Source organism: Aeromicrobium marinum DSM 15272, assembly GCF_000160775.2.
Classification (GTDB): Bacteria; Actinomycetota; Actinomycetes; order Propionibacteriales; family Nocardioidaceae; genus Aeromicrobium; species Aeromicrobium marinum.
In genome coordinates, this window is the sequence record NZ_CM001024.1 from 636,300 (window position 1) to 654,675 (window position 18,376).

Genomic DNA, 18,376 nt, shown 5'->3' on the forward strand with positions numbered 1-18,376 from the left:
TTATCCGTCAGTCCATCCGCCGGCTCGTCCCTGCTTGAGGTCGCTCCGTCGCTTCTTGGCCTCCAGCCGGCGCCGCGACGACGCGCGAGTGGGGCGGGTCGCGCGCCGGACCTTCGGCGGAACGATCGCCCGCGCCACGAGGTCCTCCAGCCGGGCCCGGGCGGCCTCACGGTTGCGGTGCTGGGAGCGGTACTGCGACGACACGACCGTGATGGTGCCGTCGACCAGCCGGGAACGCAGGACGTCGGCCGCCCGGTCGCGCTGGGCGGCCGAGAGAGCCGTCGTGGCGCGCAGGTCCCACAGCAGCTCGACCCGGGTGTCGGTGGTGTTGACGTGCTGACCACCGGCGCCCGAGGACCGGCTGAACCGCCAGGTCAGCTCGGCGTCGGGCAGGTGCAGGCGGGACATGGCTCCACGGTAGTGGGCCGCCGCGGGTCAGCTCTGCAGGTACGAGGTCAGCTGGTCGCGCTCGAACTCCAGCTGGTCCATGCGGTGCTTGACGGCGTCGCCCACGCTGAGGATGCCCACGAGGTGGCCGTCGTCGACCACCGGGACGTGCCGCACCCGCCGCTGCGTCATGATCGCCATGAGGCTCCCGGCGGAGTCGTCGGGGCCGCAGGTGATCACCTCGGCCGTCATGATCGTGGCGACCGTCGCAGCGTTCGGGTCGGGCACCCCACGGAGCTTGCGCACGACGTCGCGCTCCGACACGATGCCGGCGAGCCGGTCGCCGTCGGTGCTGACCACGAGCGCACCGATGTCGTGCTCGGCCAGCAGGTCCAGCAGCTCCCGCACGGAGGCCTCGGGGGAGATGGTGTGGACCACGTCGGATCCCTTGGTCGTCATGATGTCGCGGACTCGCACGGTGCTTCTCCTCGGTCGACTTGCCGGGAGTGTAACCCGCGTCACACCGGCGGGTCGACCATCTACTGGTCGAAGGCGTCCGGTCGTCCGAAGTCCAGGCTGCGCACGTTGTTGCGGGGGGTGGCCGGCAGGTCGGCCGCCTCCGGTTCGTCCGCCCACGTCTCGTCGTGCGGCCCGTCGTCGGGGAAGTGACCCAGGTAGGCCATCGCCGCGTCGTGCAGCCGTCCGTTGGTGGCCAGGGCGTTGGCGCCCCAGGGTCCGTCGTCACCGGCCAGGCTGGTGAACCGTCCGCCCGCCTCGCGCACGATGACGTCCAGGGCGGCCATGTCCCACAGCTTCAGCTCCGGCTCGGCGGCGATGTCGACGGCGCCCTCGGCCAGCAGCATGTAGGACCAGAAGTCCCCGTACGCGCGGGTGCGCCAGCAGCGGCGCGTGAGGGCGGTGAAGGCCTCGGCCTTGCCGATGTCCTCCCAGCTCTCGGTCGAGCTGAAGGAGAACGAGGCGTTCTCGAGGTCGGACACCCGCGACACGCGGATCTCACGCGCGTTCATGACCGACTTGCCCGTGTACGCCCCGCTGCCCTTGTGCGCCCACCACCGGCGACCCAGCGCCGGTGCCGACACCAGACCGGCGACGATCTCGCCGGCCTCCTCCAGCGCGATGAGGGTCGCCCACACGGGCACGCCGCGCACGAAGTTGGAGGTGCCGTCGATCGGATCGATGATCCAGCGTCGCTCGGCCGACCCGGTGGACCCCTCGTGCGCGCCCATCTCCTCACCGAACACCGCGTCACGGGTGCGGGCCGACCGCAGGGTGCGGCGGATGGACTCCTCGACCGCCTGGTCGGACTCGGTGACCCACGACAGGTCCGGCTTGGTCGAGACCTCGAGGTCGATCGCCCCGAACCGGTCCATCGAGAGGTTGTCGGCGCTGTCCGCCAGGACGTGGGCCAGGCGGAGGTCGTCGGCGTACGAGTGGGCCATGCCCTCACGGTAGCCGTCCGGCCGCCCCGGGAGCCGCAGGGACAGGCGGAAACGGGCGCTCAGTACGGGTCGGCCTGGTCCTTGCTGGAGAGGATGCGACGGAACGACTCGACCCGTTCGGCCCGCAACCGACCGTCGGCCACCCCGAGGTCGAGACCGCACTCGGGCTCGGTGGCCGCGTGGGTGCAGCCCCGTGAGCACTCGTCGGTGACGGCGTCGAGGTCCACGAACGACGCGATGATGCGACCGGTCTCGACGTGGGCCAGTCCGAACGACCGGAACCCCGGTGTGTCGACGATGCGGCCGCCGAAGGGCAGCTCCAGGACCATCGCCGACGTCGACGTCTGTCGACCGCGACCCGTCACGGCGTTGACGTGGCTGGTGGTGCGGTCGGCGTCGGGCACCAGGGCGTTGACCAGCGTGGACTTGCCGACCCCGCTGTGGCCGAGCAGGACGCTGGTGTGCCCGGCCAGCGCCTCACGCACGGGGTCCAGGTCGATCCCGCGCTCGATCACGATCACCGGCACGTCGAGCGGCTCCAGCTGCACGAGCACGGGAGCGGGATCGCCGATGTCGGCCTTGGTGAGGATGACGAGCGGCTGCATGCCGGCGTCGAACGCCGCGACGAGACACCGGTCGATCAGACCGGGCCGCGGTGGGGGGTCGGCCAGGGACGCGACGACGACGAGCTGGTCGGCGTTGGCGACCACGATCCGCTCGATCGGGTCGTCGTCGTCCGCGGTCCTGCGCAGCACGGTGCGGCGGGGCAGGACCTCGACGATCCTGGCGAGCGAGCCCTCGTCACCGGTGGTGTCGCCCACGAGGCGCACCTCGTCCCCGACCACCACCCCCTGTCGTCCGAGCGGCCGCGACTTCATGGCCGTGACGACGCCGTCGTCGTTGAGCCGGCGCACCGTGTACCGGCCGCGGTCGACCGTGACGACCCGGCCGACGGCAGCGTCGTCGTAGTTGGGGCGGTCCTTGGTGCGCGGTCGGGTGCGGCGGCGCGGCCGCTCGAACCGGGCGTGGTCGTCGTCGTCCCTCACGCCGTGACCAGCCGCTCCCAGACCGGCGCGAAGTTCGGGTAGGTCTTGACGGTGGTGACGACGTTCTCGACGAACACGTCCGGCACCCTCAGGGCCAGCACCACGGCCGCATGGGCCATCCGGTGGTCGTGGTACGTCCGGACGACGTCACCGTGCAGGGGGCGGGGCCGGATCTCGAGCCCGTCGGGGGTCTCGGAGACGTCGCCGCCGAGGCGGTTGATCTCGGTGGCCAGTGCCGCGAGGCGGTCGGTCTCGTGGCCCCGCAGGTGGGCGATGCCGCGCAGCGTCGAGGGGCGGTCGGCGAACGCGGCCACGGCCGCCACCACGGGCGCCAGCTCGCCCACGTCGCGCAGGTCCAGGTCGACACCGGCCAGCCGGTCGGGGCCGGTGAACACGACGTCGTCCCCCTCGCGGTGGGCGGTGCCGCCGAAGGCCTCCGTGATGGTCCGCCACGCGTCACCGGCCTGGTCGGTGGCCGCGGGCCAGTGCCGCACGGTGACCTCGCCGGCGGTCACCAGCGCGGCCGCCACGAACACCCCGGCGTTGGAGAGGTCGGGCTCGATCTCCAGGTCGGTGGCGGCGACCGGACCCGGCTCCACGCGCCACCGGGTCACGTCGTCGTGCACCACGACGCCGCGGTCGCGCAGCTGCGCCACGGTCATGGCGATGTGCGGTGCCGACGGCAGGGTGTCACCGGTGTGGTGCAGGTCGAGCCCCTCGACGAACCGGGGGGCCGCGAGCAACAGGGCGGACACGAACTGCGACGACGCGGACGCGTCGATCTCGAGACGGCCGCCCCGCACCCCGCCCTGCCCGTGCACGGTGAACGGCAGCGATCCTGCACCGCGGTCGTCGACCTCGACGCCCAACCGGCGCAGGGAGCCGATGGTGGTGGCCATCGGCCGCTCCCGGGCCCGCTCGTCACCGTCGAAGGTGACCCGGGCCCGACCGAGGGCTGCGAGAGCGGGGACGAACCGCATGACGGTGCCGGCCAGACCACAGTCGACCGCCACGGCACCGGTGCGGCCGGTGTCGAGGGGGCGCACCGTCCACTCCAGGCCGTCGCGGGTGACCTCGGCTCCCAGCGCCGTGAGCGCGCCGATCATCAAGGAGGTGTCCCGTGACCCGAGGGCCCGGCGCAGGGTCGACGGGCCGTCGGCGACGGCCGCGAGCACCAGCGCCCGGTTGGTCAGCGACTTCGAGCCGGGGACGATCACGCGTCCGACGACGGGGGAGTCGCGGTGGGGGGCCAGCCAGGGGAGCGGTTCGGTCATCGTCGATCAATGTAGCGTCACGTCGACCCGAGCGGCCGGGGCGTCAGCGGCGCAGGGAGTCCAGCTGGTCGGCGACCGTGCCGGTGGCCTCGGCGACCTTGTCCTTGGCGCGGCGGACGAGGATCTTCTTGTGCGGATCGGGGTCGAGCGTGGCCATCAGCAGACCGCCGGCCATCGAGAGGTTCTTGAGGAAGTGGATGCGCTGGTTGGTCCGCGAGGCCGGGTCGGTCTCGTTCCAGAACTGGTGCCCGGCGGCGGTGGTGGGCACCAGCGACGCGGCCAGCGCCAGGGCCGAGAGGCGAGGCACCCGACCCGTCGCCAGGGCGGTGCCGGCGACCACGTGGACCGCACCGTTGATGCGCACCAGGTTGGCCGGACCGAGCGGCGCCTTCGGGGCCAGCGGCTGCAGCTGGTCGGAGAAAGGCTGCGCCTTGGGAGCCATGGCACTGGCGTTGCGCAGCGCGTTGACGCCTCCGTAGACGAACATCGAGGCGAGCAGCGGACGGGCCACGGTGCGCAGAAGAGTCATGCCCCATTCATACCCCACCCGGTCGAGGCGGGCAGCCGGGACACGGCGCGTGCCGGTCGGGTCAGAGCAGCAGGAACCAGGCCGGCGTCATGAACGATCCGACGTCGTTCGACGGATCGGGGTCGGCGTCCGCGACCATCGACACGAGGCCGGACGGCCGGATGCCCTGGATGCTGAGCACCAGGCGGCCGGTGCCTCCTGCCGGGACGGTGGTGGCACAGGTGAGACTGCGCACGGTCGTGCCCGGCTGCGCGTCGCACGACCACTCCGGGGACCCCAGGCCGCGGTAGCGGGTCTGACCGGCGAAGTCGACGCGGAGGAAGACCTGACGGTCGGCGGCGCGACCCGGTGTCGCCCCGGCCACGGTGATCGCGAGCTCACGCTGGAGGTACGAGGACTCGTTGCGGGTGGTGATCGACGCGATCGAGAAGTCGGTGGCCACGAACGGCTCCGGTGGCGGAGCGGTGACCTCCGGCTCGGGCAGGGGCGCCGGCAGTGCCTCGGGAGCCTGGCTCGGCACCGGAGTCGGCGCGACCGGCACCACCTCGGCCTCCGGGGTGGGCTCCGGCGTCGGTTCCGGCGTCGGTTCGGGTGAGGGCTCCGGCGTCGGGGTGTCGGCCGTGGGCCCGGGCGTCACCGGTGCGACGACGGACTGCTCGGGCGGGCTGTCGATCAGGTCGGTCGTGGTGGCGACGACCCCGGCGGTGGCGACCCCCGCGACGGTCACGGTCGCGACGGCGGCCTGGGCGGTGCTCGCCCCGGCACCGATCGCCAGACGCGCGGGCGCGGCGACGATCTTGATGCCCTCGACGGCGAACACCTGGGCGGACAGCGCCATACCGGCCGCCGTGCCCGCACCGATGGCCGACGCGGACGCGGTGGCGACGCCGGCCGCGCCGCCGAGGTACCCGGCGGCGGCGGGACCCAGGAACGCCGGCCCGAGGATCCCGGCCAGGTCGGAGTTGACGTCGCGCAGCTCCAGGTACAGGCCGGTGCACCGCGCGCAGGTGTCGAGGTGGGTCTCGACCTTGGCCGAGCCACGAGCCGCCAGCCCGTGCCGGACGTGCGACCCGAGCACGGCGATCGTCTCGCGGCAGCCCGGATCCACCGCGGGCGCCAGGTGCTGCTGCAGGTAGGCCTGCCGCAGACCCTCCCGCGCGCGGTAGACCAGGGCGGAGACGCTGTTGGGGCTCAGGCCGAGGAGCGGGGCGATGTCGGCGGGCTTCTGGCCCTCGACGTCCAGGTGCCACAGCACCAGCTGCCAGCGCTCGGGCAGGGAGCTGAAGGCATCGGCGGCGGCGCCGGCCTCGAAGGCCATCGCTGCGGGATCGATGAACTCGACCGCACGGTCCAGCTCCTCCTCGTCGCCGGTGGGCGACACCCTCCGACCGGCGCGGATCCCGTCGACGTGCAGCCGTCGCACGGCGGTCAGGAGGTAGGCACGGAACGACTCGTCGGGACCGCCGCCGCCCGAGACGACCCTCAGCACCTTCGCGAAGGCGTCGGAGACCAGGTCGTCGGCGTCCGGTCCTCGCACGAGCTGGGAGGCCAACCGGCGGGCTGCGGTGTGGTGGCGTTCGAACAGCTCGCCGTAGGCGGCGAGGTCGCCGCCGCGCACCGCGCTGATCAGCTCGGCGTCCGAACGCGACGCGTCGAGCAGGTCGTCGGCGGTCCTTGCTGCCTCGGTCATGTGGATCCCTTCCCTCATGACAACGACGGACGTGTCACGGCGTCACGAGCCACGACCTTCGGACGCACCCGGAGGATTCTTCCACGAACTCGCGTCATGGCGACCGCTCGACGACGTCCCCTTCCTGAGACCGCGATCAAGGAGGTGGCATGGACGAGTTCGAGACGGCCAGCGCTGCCTGGTCCGCGGTCGTCAGGAGCGGGGGACACGAGGGAGGGGCGACCCCGGCCGATGCGGCACTCGAGGTGGGAGCGAGTGCCGCGCGGCTGGGGGTCCCGCTCCACGAGGTCCTGGACCGCGTGGAGCGGGCGTCCCCGGGAGGCCAGGCCTCGGCCCGGGTCGTGCGGTGGGTCGCCGAGGGCTGGGTGGAGGCGCAGGAGGGCTTCGCCGCCGACCGGTCGTGCCGCGATCCCCTGACCTCGATGGACGCGGTCCCGCACCTGCGGGCCCGGTTGGACGACCTCTACCGCCAGGCCGAGCACCGTGGTGGGGACGTGAGCCACACGCACCGGCTGGTCGTGGTGGAGCTGGTCCGCCGACCGGCCGGGCACTCGTTCGAGGGAGCGCTGCGCGCCCTGGAGGTCGCCGAGGTGATGCACGTCGTCTTCCCCGCGCACGAGACCCTGACGCAGCTGGCCGACCGGCGGTTCGCGGCCCTGGTCGCGACCGAGGACGCCGACCCGGTGGGCACCGCCCTGCTGGCCCGCCTGCTCGGCCGCACCCGACTCGCCCCGCCGGAGCCGCGGATCTGGGTCGAGGTGCTCCCGGCGGACCACCGCGCCGTCGGTGCGGTCCTCACGGCGCTCACCCGCTGACCCCGGCCGCGTCCCTGCTGCCGTGTGGGACGCTGGCCCCATGTGCGGTCGCTACGCCACCACGCGGACCTCGTCCGACCTCTCCGACGCCTTCGGCGCGAGTCTCGCGGCGGCCGAGCCCGAGATCGCGGCCGACTACAACATGGCACCGACCAAGCGCGCCCCGCTGGTCATCGGCCGACGGGTCGGTGAGCAGGAGGTGGGGCGCGAGGTGGTCACCGCCACCTGGGGGCTGGTGCCCAGCTGGGCCAAGGACCGCTCCATCGGCAACCGGATGATCAATGCGCGGTCCGAGACCGTGCACGAGAAGCCGTCGTTCCGGCGAGCCTTCGCCCAGCGGCGCGCGATCGTGCCGGCCGACGGCTACTACGAGTGGTACCAGGCCCCGGCCGAGGACGGCTCGAAGCCCGCCAAGCAGCCGTTCTACATCACGCCGGCCGACCACGGCGTGCTGGCGCTCGCCGGGCTCCACGAGTTCTGGAAGCCCCGGGACGAGCCCGACGCGGAGTGGCTGGTCACCTTCACCATCCTCACGACCTCGGCGGAGGACGCCTCCGGGCGCCTGCACGACCGTGCGCCGCTGCTGCTGGAGGCCGAGGCCTTCGACACCTGGCTCGACCCCGCGCCGCGGCCGCGCGAGGAGCTGTTCGAGCTGCTCGTGCCCGCGACACCGGGCCGGCTCGACGCGTGGCCGGTGTCGACGGCGGTCAACAACGTGCGCAACAACGGCCCCGAGCTGATCCGTCCCCTGGCCGCGGAATAGCGGGCCACCGCGGGTCGTTGACGCCAGCATGCTCATCTGCGAGGAACGTCCCACGACGTCGCCGGCGACAGGTGCCGCGGCCGGCCCGGGAGTAGGCTGGGTCGCGATGACCGTGACCGGTGAGACCCCCGACCCCCGCGACACCGAGACCCCGGAGCAGCGCCAGGCGCGCTTCGAGGCCGAGGCCCTGCCCTTCCTCGACCAGCTGTACTCGGCAGCCCTGCGGATGACCCGCAACCCCGCGGACGCCGAGGACCTGGTGCAGGAGACCTTCGCCAAGGCATTCTCGGCCTTCCACCAGTTCAAGCCGGGGACGAACCTCAAGGCGTGGCTCTACCGGATCCTCACCAACACGTACATCAACACGTACCGCAAGAAGCAGCGCCAGCCGACCCAGGTGACCGAGGAGGTCGAGGACTGGCAGATCGCCGCCGCTGCGGCCCACAGCTCCTCTGGCCTGAAGTCGGCCGAGATGGAGGCGTTGGAGCACCTGCCCGACAGTGACGTCAAGGACGCCCTGCAACAGCTGCCGGACGACTTCCGGTACGCGGTCTACCTCGCCGACGTCGAGGGGTTTCCGTACAAGGAGATCGCCGAGATCATGGGCACCCCGATCGGCACGGTGATGTCGCGGTTGCACCGGGGCCGCCGCCAGCTGCGGGCCCTGCTCTCGGACTACGCCCGCGACCGCGGGATGGCGGTCTCGACGGCAGGGGATCAGGCATGAGCGGGAGCGAGTGCGAGGGTCCCGACTGCGGCGAGGCGCTGCAGAACCTGTACCTGTTCCTCGACCGCGAGATCGACGACGCGACCTGCGAGGAGATCCAGTCGCACCTCGACGACTGCTCCACCTGCCTGACGGCCTACGACCTGGAGCACCTGGTCAAGACCTTGGTGTCCAGGTCGTGCTCGGAGGTCGCCCCCGAGCCGCTGCGCGAGAAGGTGCTGCGGTCGATCCGCACGGTGCAGGTCGAGATCGCCGACGGCCGGCAGACGGTGCGCGTCGACGAGGTCCGCGTCACCCGCACCCGTCCGGACTGATCCGGCACCGGCCCCGGGGAACGACGAAGCCCCCGCCGGTGGCGGGGGCTCGGTCATGTCTCACGCGTTGGGGCGCTTGCCGTGGTTGGCGCCCTTCTTGCGACGCGCGCGGCGCTTGCGTCCGGTCTTGCCCATGGGATCCTCCTCCAAGATGCGAGTCCCTATGGTGTCACACCCGGCAGGCGGGCCAGGAATCGCTCCCGGTCGACGACCGCCCGCTCGATCCGGGCATCGGCGACGCGGGTGCCGTGGGCGTCGTCGGCCGTGACCTCGAACGTCACCGCGCGGCCGTCCCGGGAGGTGACGTGGGCGTCGATCTTGATCTCCATGCCGACGGGGCTGGCGGCGAGATGGTTCACCAGCACCCGGACCCCCACGCTGGTCTGCTCCGCGGGGAGATCGAGAGCGGCGCAGGTGGCCTCCTCGCACCAGGCGGTGAGCACGGGGGTGCCGAGGACGTCGAGGTCGCCGCTGCCGACGGCACGTGCGGTGTCGTCGGCGCGGACCGTCTTGGTGAGGGTGGTCATCGGCCCACGGTAGCGCCGACCGGTGCGGTGTCTCCTACGATGGCGGACCGGTGCACCGGCACCGTGGGCCGAGCCGAGGACGGGAGCGATGACCGTGGACGTCCATGAGCTCGTCGTGCTGCGGCAGGAGTACGTCACGCCGAGGATGGTGCGACTGGTGCTGGGCGGACCGGGGCTCGCCGGCCTCGAGAGCCGCACCCCCGACGACCACGTCAAGCTGGTCTTCCCCGACTCCGACACCGGCCGGGTGCGACTGCCGGTCCGGTCGGCCGACGGGCTCTCGCTGGAGTGGCCACGCCCGTTCCCCGAGACCCGCGAGTACACGATCCGCCGCCTGACCGCCGACGAGTGCTGGATCGACTTCGTCGTCCACGAGGGCGGGCTCGCGTCGGGCTGGGCCGTCGCTGCGGCACCGGGTGCGACCCTCGCGGTCGCCGGGCCGCGGGCAGGCGAGGTGGTTCCCGGGACCTTCACCCACCACGTCCTGCTGGGCGACCACACCGCGCTCCCGGCGATCGGCCGGTGGCTCGAGGATCTGCCGGACGGGGTCCGTGCGAGTGTCGCGGTGCTCGTGCCGGACCGGGCCGAGGAGCAGGACCTGCTCGTACGGGACGGCGTCGACCTCACCTGGTTCCATGAGGACGACCCGGCCGTGCCGAGCTCGGTGCTCGCCGACTTCGCGGCCGGCGTGGACCGGACGGACGGTCGGCCGGTGTACCTCTGGGCGGCCGGGGAGGCCGCACTCCTGAAGCCGGTGCGGGTGTGGGCCCGGTCGAACGGCTTCGCCCGGGGCACGTGCGACATCGCCGGGTACTGGCGGCGGCCCCGCACCCGCAGCCTCTGAGCCGCTCGCGGGGTCAGGGGAGGGTGAGGGAGAAGGCCCACAGGTGGACCTCGGGCACGGGCGACCAGTCGAGCTCGGGCCGACGCACGAACCCGAGGGACGCGTAGAGCTTGTGGGCCGGCGTCATCTCGACCAGTGAGGACAGCACCATCTCGGTGAGGCCGAGGTCGCGGGCCCGCTGGAGGCAGTCGGTCACGAGCGCCCGGGCCACGCCCCGCCGACGGGCCGTCGGTGCGACCGACAGCGAGCGGAACTCGCCCTGGTGCGCACCGGTGGCGAGCTCGCGGTGCGGCGACCCGGGTGGACACCACGTGACCGCACCCAGCAGCCCGCCGACCCCGTCGGGGTCGACCGCCACGAGGATCGTCGACCCCGCGGCGCTGCGGCCGGGGGCGTCGGTGAGCCACGCAGCGTAACGATCGTCGAACGTCCCGTCCGGCCGGCGGAGGTGGCCGTCGGCCTCGTACCCGGCCACCGTGAGCGCGCCGGCGTCGGCCAGCTCGGTGGGCCGGGCGACCCGCACCTCCACGTCAGATGCCGAAGGTGTTGCGCGGGTACGCCGCCTCGACGTCGGTGATGATGTTGACCAGGTACGGGATGCCCGAGGCGAAGGCCCGGTCGAGGGCGGGACCGATCTGGGTCGGGTCGGTCACCAGCTCGCCGCCACCGCCCAGCGCGGTCACGACCTGGTCGTAGCGCGTGCCCGGGATCAGGTCGGCGGCGACGTCGTAGCCGTACAGCATCTGCATGGGCCCCTTCTCCAGGCCCCAGGCGCCGTTGTTGCCCATGACCATCACGACCGGCAGGTTGTGTCGTACGAGCGTGTCGACGTCGATGATCGACATGCCTGCCGCGCCGTCGCCGAACAGCAGGACGACCTGGCTGGACGGCCGCGCGATCCGGGCGGCCATGGCGGCGCCGAGACCGGCACCCAGGCATCCGTACGGTCCGGGGTCGAGCCACCCGCCCGGCCGCTGGGGCTCGACGTACTTGCCCGCGAACGAGACGAAGTCCCCGCCGTCGCCGATCACGACGGCGTCGTCGGCCAGCCGGGGGAGCAGCTCGCCGTAGATGCGCGCCGGGTGGATGGGGTCGGCGGTGGCGGTCAGCAGCGCGTTGTCCCGCTCGACGCCGAGGCCGACCTGCTGCTGGAGCGCCTCGAGCCAGGCCGACCAGTCGGGCCGTGACCCGGCGGCGCCCTGCAGGTGCCGCAGGATGCCGTCGAACACGGCGGTGAGGTCGCCGGCCGCCCGGGCCGCGAGGTCGGCGTGCCCCGACAGCTGACCGGGGGAGTCGGCGAGGTGCACGACCTGGGCCGGGGGGGACTCCTCCTTGCCACCGAACACGCCGTAGCCGAGCCGGAAGTCCAGCGGCGTGCCGACGACGACGGTCAGGTCGCACTGCCCGAGCGCCGTGCTGCGGGCCTTGGTGACCAGCTGCGGATGTCCGCCGGGGACGATGCCGCGCCCCATGCCGTTGGCGATGACGGGGATGCCCGTCTCGGTGACGAAGCGCAGCGCGGCCTCCTCCGCCCCGTCGGCCCAGACGTCGGTGCCGATGATCAGGACCGGCCGCGTGGACCCGGCGAGCAGGCGGGCCACGGCTGCCAGGTCGTCGCCGTCCGGCTCGATCGGGTCGGCGGCCGCGGGGGCCGAGGCGAAGGGAGCGGCGACGTTGAAGAACTCGTCCATGGGCACGTCGACGAAGGTCGGACCGCGATGGGACGACCCGGCGAGGGCGAAGGCCTCGTCGACGGTCCGGCCGATCACGTCGCAGGTGTGGGCGGTGGTGGCGGACTTGGAGATCGTCGAGAAGATCGGCGGGTGGTCGAGCTCCTGCAGGCTGCCCATGCCCCACCGGTTGGCGGGGGCGCGTCCACCGACGACCACCAGCGGTGACCCGGCGAACTGCGCCTGCGCGACGGGGCTGACCCCGTTGGTGACACCCGGGCCGGCGGTCAGGACGGCCAGGCCGGGCGTGCGGGTGAGCTTGCCGATGGCCTCGGCCGCGAACACCGCCGACGGCTCGTGCCGGACGTCGATGATCGGCATGGGCGGGTCGGCCGTGACCGCCCCGTCGTACATCGGGAACACGTGGGCGCCGGACAGGGTGAACATGGCCTCCACCCCGTGGGCTCGCGCGACGGCGGTGGCGATGACCCCGCCGTGGACGGCGGCGTCGGAGGCGGTGGTGGTGTCGTCGGCACGGGGCTCGGTGTCGCTCATGTGACGAAGGTTACCCGGCGGTCACCCCGCTGCGTCAGGTGCTGCCGGGGGTGCGGAAGAGCCACGGGCTCTCGGCCCGGATCTCGTCGAGGAGGCTGAGCAACAGGTCGGCGCGGTCGTGCGGAGGCCGGTCGAACAGGTCCGCGTCGCCGGGCAGGTCGACGCGGCCGCGGACGCCCAGCGCCAGCTGCAGGTACAGCGCCCGCAGCGTGGCGGAGGTGTTGCGCGCGCCGGGGGTGGGCCACGGGGTCGAGGCGTGCCCGCGGGTGGCGGGCGGCCGGGTCCCGGCGCCCAGACGCGCGATCCAGGCCTCGACCACGGCCCGATCGACGACGGCCCGGTGGATGACCGTCATGACGGCGTGGGCGACCCGGTCGTCCTCCCCGTGGTGCCACACGTGTGGGGTGGGGCTCAGCAGCAGGTCACCGACCACGTCGAGCAGCACCGTCAGCTCGAGCCGGCCGAGGTGCCGGGACCGGGCGAGGGCCGCGAGCAGGTCGGCCCCGTTCGCGACGGTCTGGATCGGGCCGAGGTCGGCGGACCAGCCGCGCTGGTCCTGCTCCCGCACCAGCCAGCCCGCTGCCGCGTCACCCCAGGCGAGCAGGGTGCCGGGGTCGAGGACCTGCGCGACCGTGTCGCGGTTCACGACCTCGGCCAGCAGCAGGGCGCTGGACGTGCGGCGCAGCACCGTCGGGTCCTCCGGACGGCCCAGCCCGTGGTTCAGGCCGGCCACCAGTCCGTCGCCGAGCCCGTGCAACAGCTCGTCGTACACCCCGCGACCGATCCACGTCGTGAGCACCGAGACGGCGAGGTCGTCGCGCAGGCGGGGGTCCGGGTGGTCGAGCATGCCGACCAGCTCGACGGTCGAGTCCTCGAGCGAGCGGTCGACCGGAACCGGCATACCGGTGACCTTGACGCTCTTCCAGTACTCGTCGGACATCACCGTCATGGTGCCACGGGCCGTAGGCTGGCGGTCGTGCCTGCCCCGGACGACGTGATGCGGTTCCAGACCGCGCTGTCCCCCGCCGACACCGCGTGGCTGCTGGCGCTGGTGGCCGACTGGCAGATGATCGCCGACCTGGCCTTCTCCGACCTGGTGCTCTGGGTGGAGGACGTCGAGGCGCGCGGCACGTGGGCGGCGGCCCAGATCCGACCGACGACCGGGCCGACCACGCTGCTGGAGGACGTCGTCGGCTCCTTCGTCCCGACCGGGCGGCATCCGGCGGTCGAGTCCGCCCTGGCCGGACGGGCTCCGGTCGGCGGGGTCCCCGACGCGCTGGGCCGCGCCGTGCACGCGGTGCCGGTGCGACGTGCCGGGCGGATCATCGCCGTCGTGGAGCGTCGCCGTGAGGATCCCGGGACGCGGTCGGCGGGTGCCCTGGAGTCGGCGTACCTCGAGGTCGCCGACGAGCTGTTCGAGATGATCCGTCGGGGCGAGTTCCCGGGCGACACGCACCGCTCCGAGCTCGCCGACAGCCTGCGGGTGGGGGACGGCTTCGTGCGCACCGACCCGGCCGGGGTGGTGAGGTTCGCCAGCCCGAACGCGCTGTCCGCGTACCGCCGGCTGGGGCTGGTGGGCGACCTGGTCGGAGCCCGGCTCCCCGACGTGACCGCCGGTCTGCTGTCACGCCGCACCCAGGCCCACGGCTCGCCCGGGCTGCTCGCGGGGGGTGAGGGGACCGAGGGAGAGCTCGAGAACGCCACGGCGACGCTGCGCATCCGGGTCATCGCCGTCCGCATCCGCGGTGAGTCGCACGGGTCCCTGATCCTGCTGCGCGACGTCACCGAGCTGCGGTCGAGGGAGCGCGAGCTGCTCAGCAAGGACGCGACGATCCGCGAGATCCACCACCGGGTGAAGAACAACCTGCAGACCGTGGCCGCCCTGCTGCGGTTGCAGGGTCGCCGGCTCAGCAACCCCGAGGCCCGGCACGCCCTCGACGAGGCGGTCCGCCGCGTGGGTTCGATCGCGCTGGTCCACGAGACCCTCAGCCACTCGGCCGGCGACGCGGTGGACTTCGACGACATCGCCGACCGGCTGCTGCGCACGGTGCTCGACGTGGCCGGCGACGGCACCGTCCGCGCCGAGCGCGTCGGCAGCTTCGGTTCGCTGCCCGGAGAGGTCGCGACGCCCCTGGCGATGGTCCTGACCGAGCTGATCCAGAACGCTGCGGAACACGCCTTCGTCGACGGCCGGCCCGGGCACATCGGTGTGGCGGCCAACCGGATCCGCGACCGGGTCAAGGTCCGGGTCAGCGACGACGGGGTCGGGCTGCCGGCCGACTTCTCCGCCGAGAGCAGCCTCGGGCTGTCGATCGTGTCGACGCTGGTGCAGACCGAGCTCGGAGGCAGCCTCGCGTTCGAGAGCCGGGGGAGCGGCGGCACGACGGTGTCGATCGCCCTGGACGTCCCGGCGGCGCGTGCGGGCTGACGCCACGAGCAGAGAACCCCGCGGCCGACGGCCACGGGGTCCCACGTTCGACGTGCGAACGCTCAGGCGCGACGCACTCAGGCGGTGCGGATGCGTGCCCGGGCGTTGCGGCGCTTCAGCGAACGACGCTCGTCCTCGCTCAGGCCTCCCCAGACTCCGTGGTCCTGTCCGGATTCCAGGGCCCACTGCAGGCACTGGTCGCGGACGTCACAGCGGCGGCACACGAGCTTGGCTTCTTCGATCTGCATGATCGCCGGGCCCGTGTTGCCGATGGGGAAGAAGAGTTCAGGGTCCTCATCGAGGCAGGCAGACTTGTGTCGCCAGTCCATGTGGACACTCCTTCCCGTGGTGGTGGTGCATCCGGGCAGGCTGCAAGGCCGCCCCGGGATGATGAACCCATGCTTTCAACAATCGGGGCGTAAGACAAGGGTGCCGCGGCACGGATCCTGTCGTCTCTGTCACACCGTTGTAACACCCGCCCGTAGGCTGTTCCGATGACGACCCCCCCTGCTGCGGGCCCCCCGGCGGGTCCGTCCGCCCGGATCCTGCTCCTGGTGGCGTCGGTGCTGGTCACGCTGCAGGCGCTGGCTCTCCTCGGACTCGCGGTGGCCGACCTGGGTCAGCTGTCGGGCGAGCGGCTCGGACTGGGCGTCTCGGTGGCCCTGTTCTTCGTGGCGGCCGGCCTGGGGCTCGTCGCGGCGGTGGTGGCCCTCAACCGTGGTGCCGGCGGCGCGCGGGGTCCGCTCGTGGTGGCGCAGCTGATCAGCCTCGGGCTCGCCTGGAACCTTCGGGGGGCCGACCTGGGCGATGCGGGGCTGCCCTGGGTGCCGGCCGTCCTGGCCGGGGGTGCGGTCGTCGTGCTGGCCTGCCTGTTGGCACCCCCCGTCAACCGTCTGCTGGAGCCCGCCTGGCCCGACGACGGCGACGCTCCCGATGGGATGACGCACCCTTCCGTGTGAGACGATGACCGTCGGGCACGACCTGCCCCCGGCGCTCGTCGCCACGCGCGATCCGCGACCCCGAGCCAGTCCGGCCGGACCAGAACGGTCCTCCCTGCCCGGTGTCCCCCCTGCCCCGTTCCCCGCCGGGAACCCTCCCGAACGAAACGCCCACGACACCCATGGTTGCCACAGACATCGACATGACCGGCTCTGCGATCGATCCCGAGGATCCCGTCTTCGCCCTGCACCGCGGCGGCAAGATGGAGATCTCGGCGACCGTCCCGCTGCGCGACGCCGCCGACCTGTCGATGTCGTACACGCCGGGCGTCGCCCTGGTGTGCGAGGCGATCCACACCGATCCCGAGGTCGCCCACGAGTACACGTGGGTGTCCAACACCGTCGCCGTCGTCACCGACGGCACCGCCGTGCTGGGCCTCGGGGACATCGGCCCGGCCGCCTCCATGCCGGTCATGGAGGGCAAGGCCGTGCTGTTCAAGCAGTTCGGCGGGGTCGACGCGATCCCGATCGCGCTCGACACGACCGACGTCGACGAGATCGTCGAGACCGTCGCCCGGTTGGCGCCCTCGTTCGGCGGCATCAACCTCGAGGACATCTCGGCGCCACGGTGCTTCGAGATCGAGCGCCGACTCATCGAGCGGCTCGACATCCCCGTGTTCCACGACGACCAGCACGGCACCGCCGTCGTGACGCTCGCCGCCCTGATCAACGCCGTCCGGCTCACCGAGCGCGACATGCAGCACCTGAAGGTGGTCATCTCCGGCGCCGGCGCGGCGGGCGTGGCGATCACCAAGATCCTGCACGCGGCCGGGGTGCGCCGCATCCAGGTGATCGACCGGTCCGGGGTGATCCATCCGGGCCGTGAGGGCCTCAACGAGGCCAAGCAGTGGCTGGCCGACCAGACCGCCGAGTGGGCCCGGCCCGGCACGATCGCCGAGGCGATGTCCGGGGCCGACGTGTACATCGGGGTCTCCGGCGGCACCGTGCCCGAGGAGGCGCTGGCCGGCATGGCCCCGGACGCGATCATCTTCGCGATGGCCAACCCGAACCCCGAGGTGCACCCCGAGGTGGCGCAGCGGTACGCCCGGGTCGTCGCCACCGGACGCTCGGACTTCCCGAACCAGATCAACAACGTGCTGGTCTTCCCCGGCATCTTCCGCGGGGCGCTCGACGTGCGGGCCACCGGCATCTCCGAGGCGATGAAGCTCGCGGCGGCCACCGCGATCGCCGATCTCGTCGGCGACGACCTCACCGAGGCCTACGTGATCCCCTCGCCGTTCGATCCCCGGGTCGCGCAGGCCGTGGCGCGGGCGGTCACCGACACCGCGCGCCGCGAAGGCCTCGCCCGCCGCCCGTACTGAAGTCCCCGCACCACGACAGGAGCGCCCATGTTCGCCGTCTATGCAGGCTCGATCGATGCCCAGGACCCGCTGTCGGGTCTCGTCGTCGGGGAACGTCCCGATCCGGAGGTGCCCGACGGGTGGACCACGGTCACGGTCAAGGCGGCCTCCATCAACCACCACGACGTGTGGAGCCTGCGTGGCGTCGGCCTGGGCGAGAAGTCGCTGCCGATGATCCTCGGGTGCGACGCCGCGGGGCTCGACGAGGACGGCAACGAGGTGCTGGTGCACGCCGTCATCAGCGACCCGTCCTGGCGCGGTGACGAGACCCTCGATCCGCGCCGGTCGCTGCTCTCCGAGCGGCACCAGGGCACCTTCGCCGAACGCGTCACGGTCCCGATGCGCAACGTCGTCGCGAAGCCGGCGGGGCTGTCGTTCACCGAGGCGGCCTGCCTGCCCACCGCGTGGCTGACCGCGTACCGGATGCTGTTCACGCAGTCGGGACTGAAGCAGGGCGACACCGTGCTGGTGCAGGGCGCCGGCGGTGGCGTCGCCACGGCCGCCATCACCCTGGCGCGGGCCGCGGGCTTCCGGGTCTACGCCACCAGCCGCGACGAGGACAAGCGGACCCGGGCGGTCGAGATCGGGGCCCACGAGGCGTTCGAGTCCGGCGCCCGTCTGCCCACCAAGGTGGACGCGGTCATCGAGACCGTCGGTGCGGCCACGTGGTCGCACTCGGTGAAGTCGATGCGGCCCGGTGGCACCATCGTCATCGCCGGCGCGACGTCCGGCGACGCCCCACCGGCGGCCGAGCTGACCCGCATCTTCTTCCAGCAGATGCGCGTCCACGGATCGACGATGGGCACGCGCGACGAGCTGCACGCGTTGGCGCAGTTCATGGACGTCACCGGGGTGCGGCCGCTGATCGACGCCGAGCTGCCGATGGACCGCGCGGCCGAGGGCCTCGAGAAGGTCGTCGACGGCAGCCTGTTCGGCAAGATCGTCCTCACCCTCTGACCCACCCACCACCCGTCCACCCCACCCCCGT

General features: G+C 72.8%; 22 protein-coding genes. 9 read left to right on the forward strand and 13 right to left on the reverse strand.

The window, feature by feature from the left end:
• From arfB to HMPREF0063_RS03455, 7 genes are all read right to left on the reverse strand, one after another.
• The gene (gene arfB, locus HMPREF0063_RS03425) at window positions 1-408 is read right to left on the reverse strand and encodes an alternative ribosome rescue aminoacyl-tRNA hydrolase ArfB (protein WP_007077261.1); all 408 of its coding nucleotides are present in this window, start codon (window positions 406-408) and stop codon (window positions 1-3) included.
• Between the two features lie 27 nt (window positions 409-435).
• Complete coding sequence (locus tag HMPREF0063_RS03430; RefSeq protein ID WP_007077262.1) at window positions 436-864, reverse strand: CBS domain-containing protein; 429 nt, start codon at window positions 862-864, stop codon at window positions 436-438.
• A gap of 62 nt (window positions 865-926) precedes the next feature.
• Entirely contained in the window at window positions 927-1,847 is a 921-nt protein-coding gene (gene hisN, locus HMPREF0063_RS03435) for a histidinol-phosphatase (RefSeq protein WP_007077263.1), read from the reverse strand.
• 59 nt (window positions 1,848-1,906) lie between these two features.
• Window positions 1,907-2,893, reverse strand: a complete 987-nt coding sequence (gene rsgA / locus HMPREF0063_RS03440) for a ribosome small subunit-dependent GTPase A (protein ID WP_007077264.1) — start codon at window positions 2,891-2,893, stop codon at window positions 1,907-1,909.
• Window positions 2,890-4,167 (reverse strand): 3-phosphoshikimate 1-carboxyvinyltransferase, encoded by a 1,278-nt coding sequence (gene aroA / locus HMPREF0063_RS03445; RefSeq protein ID WP_007077265.1) that lies wholly within the window; start codon window positions 4,165-4,167, stop codon window positions 2,890-2,892. The genes rsgA and aroA overlap by 4 nt, the downstream gene beginning before the upstream one ends.
• A gap of 43 nt (window positions 4,168-4,210) precedes the next feature.
• Window positions 4,211-4,696 (reverse strand): DoxX family protein, encoded by a 486-nt coding sequence (locus tag HMPREF0063_RS03450; RefSeq protein ID WP_007077266.1) that lies wholly within the window; start codon window positions 4,694-4,696, stop codon window positions 4,211-4,213.
• A gap of 61 nt (window positions 4,697-4,757) precedes the next feature.
• Entirely contained in the window at window positions 4,758-6,386 is a 1,629-nt protein-coding gene (locus HMPREF0063_RS03455; protein ID WP_050760896.1) for a sigma-70 family RNA polymerase sigma factor, read from the reverse strand.
• A gap of 149 nt (window positions 6,387-6,535) precedes the next feature.
• On the opposite strand from HMPREF0063_RS03455, the gene HMPREF0063_RS03460 reads away from it, so the two are divergent.
• The 4 genes from HMPREF0063_RS03460 (at window position 6,536) to rsrA (ending at window position 9,005) form a co-directional block, all read left to right on the forward strand.
• Window positions 6,536-7,201, forward strand: coding sequence for a hypothetical protein (locus HMPREF0063_RS03460; protein WP_050760897.1), 666 nt, complete (start codon window positions 6,536-6,538; stop codon window positions 7,199-7,201).
• Between the two features lie 40 nt (window positions 7,202-7,241).
• Window positions 7,242-7,964, forward strand: coding sequence for an SOS response-associated peptidase (locus tag HMPREF0063_RS03465; RefSeq protein WP_007077268.1), 723 nt, complete (start codon window positions 7,242-7,244; stop codon window positions 7,962-7,964).
• Between the two features lie 106 nt (window positions 7,965-8,070).
• On the forward strand, window positions 8,071-8,691 hold the full coding sequence (locus HMPREF0063_RS03470) for a sigma-70 family RNA polymerase sigma factor (RefSeq protein ID WP_050760898.1): 621 nt from the start codon (window positions 8,071-8,073) through the stop codon (window positions 8,689-8,691).
• Complete coding sequence (gene rsrA, locus HMPREF0063_RS03475; RefSeq protein ID WP_007077270.1) at window positions 8,688-9,005, forward strand: mycothiol system anti-sigma-R factor; 318 nt, start codon at window positions 8,688-8,690, stop codon at window positions 9,003-9,005. The genes HMPREF0063_RS03470 and rsrA overlap by 4 nt, the downstream gene beginning before the upstream one ends.
• 60 nt (window positions 9,006-9,065) lie before the next feature.
• Here rsrA and HMPREF0063_RS17300 read toward each other — a convergent pair whose 3' ends face one another.
• Window positions 9,066-9,140 (reverse strand): 50S ribosomal protein bL37, encoded by a 75-nt coding sequence (locus HMPREF0063_RS17300; protein WP_369797015.1) that lies wholly within the window; start codon window positions 9,138-9,140, stop codon window positions 9,066-9,068.
• Between the two features lie 26 nt (window positions 9,141-9,166).
• Window positions 9,167-9,532 (reverse strand): thioesterase family protein, encoded by a 366-nt coding sequence (locus tag HMPREF0063_RS03480; RefSeq protein ID WP_007077271.1) that lies wholly within the window; start codon window positions 9,530-9,532, stop codon window positions 9,167-9,169.
• Between the two features lie 88 nt (window positions 9,533-9,620).
• Here HMPREF0063_RS03480 and HMPREF0063_RS03485 point away from each other — a divergent pair, with 88 nt between their 5' ends.
• A complete protein-coding gene (locus HMPREF0063_RS03485; RefSeq protein WP_007077272.1) occupies window positions 9,621-10,376 on the forward strand; it encodes a siderophore-interacting protein in 756 nt (251 codons plus the stop codon).
• A 13-nt stretch (window positions 10,377-10,389) separates the two neighbouring features.
• Here the strand turns inward: HMPREF0063_RS03485 and HMPREF0063_RS03490 are convergent, their stop codons facing one another.
• From HMPREF0063_RS03490 to HMPREF0063_RS03500, 3 genes are read right to left on the reverse strand one after another with little or no spacing between them, the layout of a single operon-like run.
• A complete protein-coding gene (locus tag HMPREF0063_RS03490) occupies window positions 10,390-10,905 on the reverse strand; it encodes a GNAT family N-acetyltransferase (protein ID WP_007077273.1) in 516 nt (171 codons plus the stop codon).
• Between the two features lies 1 nt (window position 10,906).
• Complete coding sequence (locus tag HMPREF0063_RS03495) at window positions 10,907-12,601, reverse strand: acetolactate synthase (RefSeq protein WP_007077274.1); 1,695 nt, start codon at window positions 12,599-12,601, stop codon at window positions 10,907-10,909.
• Between the two features lie 34 nt (window positions 12,602-12,635).
• Window positions 12,636-13,541, reverse strand: a complete 906-nt coding sequence (locus tag HMPREF0063_RS03500; RefSeq protein ID WP_040320491.1) for a DUF2785 domain-containing protein — start codon at window positions 13,539-13,541, stop codon at window positions 12,636-12,638.
• 36 nt (window positions 13,542-13,577) lie between these two features.
• On the opposite strand from HMPREF0063_RS03500, the gene HMPREF0063_RS03505 reads away from it, so the two are divergent.
• Window positions 13,578-15,029, forward strand: a complete 1,452-nt coding sequence (locus tag HMPREF0063_RS03505; protein ID WP_040320068.1) for a sensor histidine kinase — start codon at window positions 13,578-13,580, stop codon at window positions 15,027-15,029.
• Window positions 15,030-15,106: 77 nt separating this feature from the next.
• On the opposite strand, the gene HMPREF0063_RS03510 is transcribed toward HMPREF0063_RS03505, so the two are convergent.
• Window positions 15,107-15,358, reverse strand: a complete 252-nt coding sequence (locus tag HMPREF0063_RS03510; protein WP_007077276.1) for a WhiB family transcriptional regulator — start codon at window positions 15,356-15,358, stop codon at window positions 15,107-15,109.
• 165 nt (window positions 15,359-15,523) lie between these two features.
• Here HMPREF0063_RS03510 and HMPREF0063_RS03515 point away from each other — a divergent pair, with 165 nt between their 5' ends.
• From HMPREF0063_RS03515 to HMPREF0063_RS03525, 3 genes are all read left to right on the forward strand, one after another.
• On the forward strand, window positions 15,524-15,988 hold the full coding sequence (locus HMPREF0063_RS03515) for a hypothetical protein (RefSeq protein WP_040320069.1): 465 nt from the start codon (window positions 15,524-15,526) through the stop codon (window positions 15,986-15,988).
• Window positions 15,989-16,170: 182 nt separating this feature from the next.
• Window positions 16,171-17,349 (forward strand): NAD(P)-dependent malic enzyme, encoded by a 1,179-nt coding sequence (locus tag HMPREF0063_RS03520; protein WP_245527734.1) that lies wholly within the window; start codon window positions 16,171-16,173, stop codon window positions 17,347-17,349.
• A gap of 27 nt (window positions 17,350-17,376) precedes the next feature.
• A complete protein-coding gene (locus tag HMPREF0063_RS03525) occupies window positions 17,377-18,345 on the forward strand; it encodes a zinc-binding dehydrogenase (protein WP_007077278.1) in 969 nt (322 codons plus the stop codon).
• The last annotated feature ends 31 nt before the right edge of the window (window positions 18,346-18,376 follow it).

Bases quoted from the DNA above. Each gene is read 5' to 3' on its own strand.
- HMPREF0063_RS03525 (WP_007077278.1), top strand. From the start codon at position 17,377: ATGTTCGCCGTCTATGCAGGCTCGATCGATGCCCAGGACCCGCTGTCG.
- HMPREF0063_RS03470 (WP_050760898.1), top strand. From the start codon at position 8,071: ATGACCGTGACCGGTGAGACCCCCGACCCCCGCGACACCGAGACCCCG.
- HMPREF0063_RS03450 (WP_007077266.1), bottom strand. From the start codon at position 4,696: ATGACTCTTCTGCGCACCGTGGCCCGTCCGCTGCTCGCCTCGATGTTC.
- HMPREF0063_RS03520 (WP_245527734.1), top strand. From the start codon at position 16,171: ATGACCGGCTCTGCGATCGATCCCGAGGATCCCGTCTTCGCCCTGCAC.
- rsrA (WP_007077270.1), top strand. From the start codon at position 8,688: ATGAGCGGGAGCGAGTGCGAGGGTCCCGACTGCGGCGAGGCGCTGCAG.
- HMPREF0063_RS03515 (WP_040320069.1), top strand. From the start codon at position 15,524: ATGACGACCCCCCCTGCTGCGGGCCCCCCGGCGGGTCCGTCCGCCCGG.
- hisN (WP_007077263.1), bottom strand. From the start codon at position 1,847: ATGGCCCACTCGTACGCCGACGACCTCCGCCTGGCCCACGTCCTGGCG.
- aroA (WP_007077265.1), bottom strand. From the start codon at position 4,167: ATGACCGAACCGCTCCCCTGGCTGGCCCCCCACCGCGACTCCCCCGTC.
- arfB (WP_007077261.1), bottom strand. From the start codon at position 408: ATGTCCCGCCTGCACCTGCCCGACGCCGAGCTGACCTGGCGGTTCAGC.
- HMPREF0063_RS03485 (WP_007077272.1), top strand. From the start codon at position 9,621: ATGACCGTGGACGTCCATGAGCTCGTCGTGCTGCGGCAGGAGTACGTC.
- HMPREF0063_RS03480 (WP_007077271.1), bottom strand. From the start codon at position 9,532: ATGACCACCCTCACCAAGACGGTCCGCGCCGACGACACCGCACGTGCC.
- HMPREF0063_RS03495 (WP_007077274.1), bottom strand. From the start codon at position 12,601: ATGAGCGACACCGAGCCCCGTGCCGACGACACCACCACCGCCTCCGAC.
- HMPREF0063_RS03510 (WP_007077276.1), bottom strand. From the start codon at position 15,358: ATGGACTGGCGACACAAGTCTGCCTGCCTCGATGAGGACCCTGAACTC.
- HMPREF0063_RS03465 (WP_007077268.1), top strand. From the start codon at position 7,242: ATGTGCGGTCGCTACGCCACCACGCGGACCTCGTCCGACCTCTCCGAC.
- HMPREF0063_RS03500 (WP_040320491.1), bottom strand. From the start codon at position 13,541: ATGTCCGACGAGTACTGGAAGAGCGTCAAGGTCACCGGTATGCCGGTT.
- HMPREF0063_RS03460 (WP_050760897.1), top strand. From the start codon at position 6,536: ATGGACGAGTTCGAGACGGCCAGCGCTGCCTGGTCCGCGGTCGTCAGG.
- HMPREF0063_RS03455 (WP_050760896.1), bottom strand. From the start codon at position 6,386: ATGACCGAGGCAGCAAGGACCGCCGACGACCTGCTCGACGCGTCGCGT.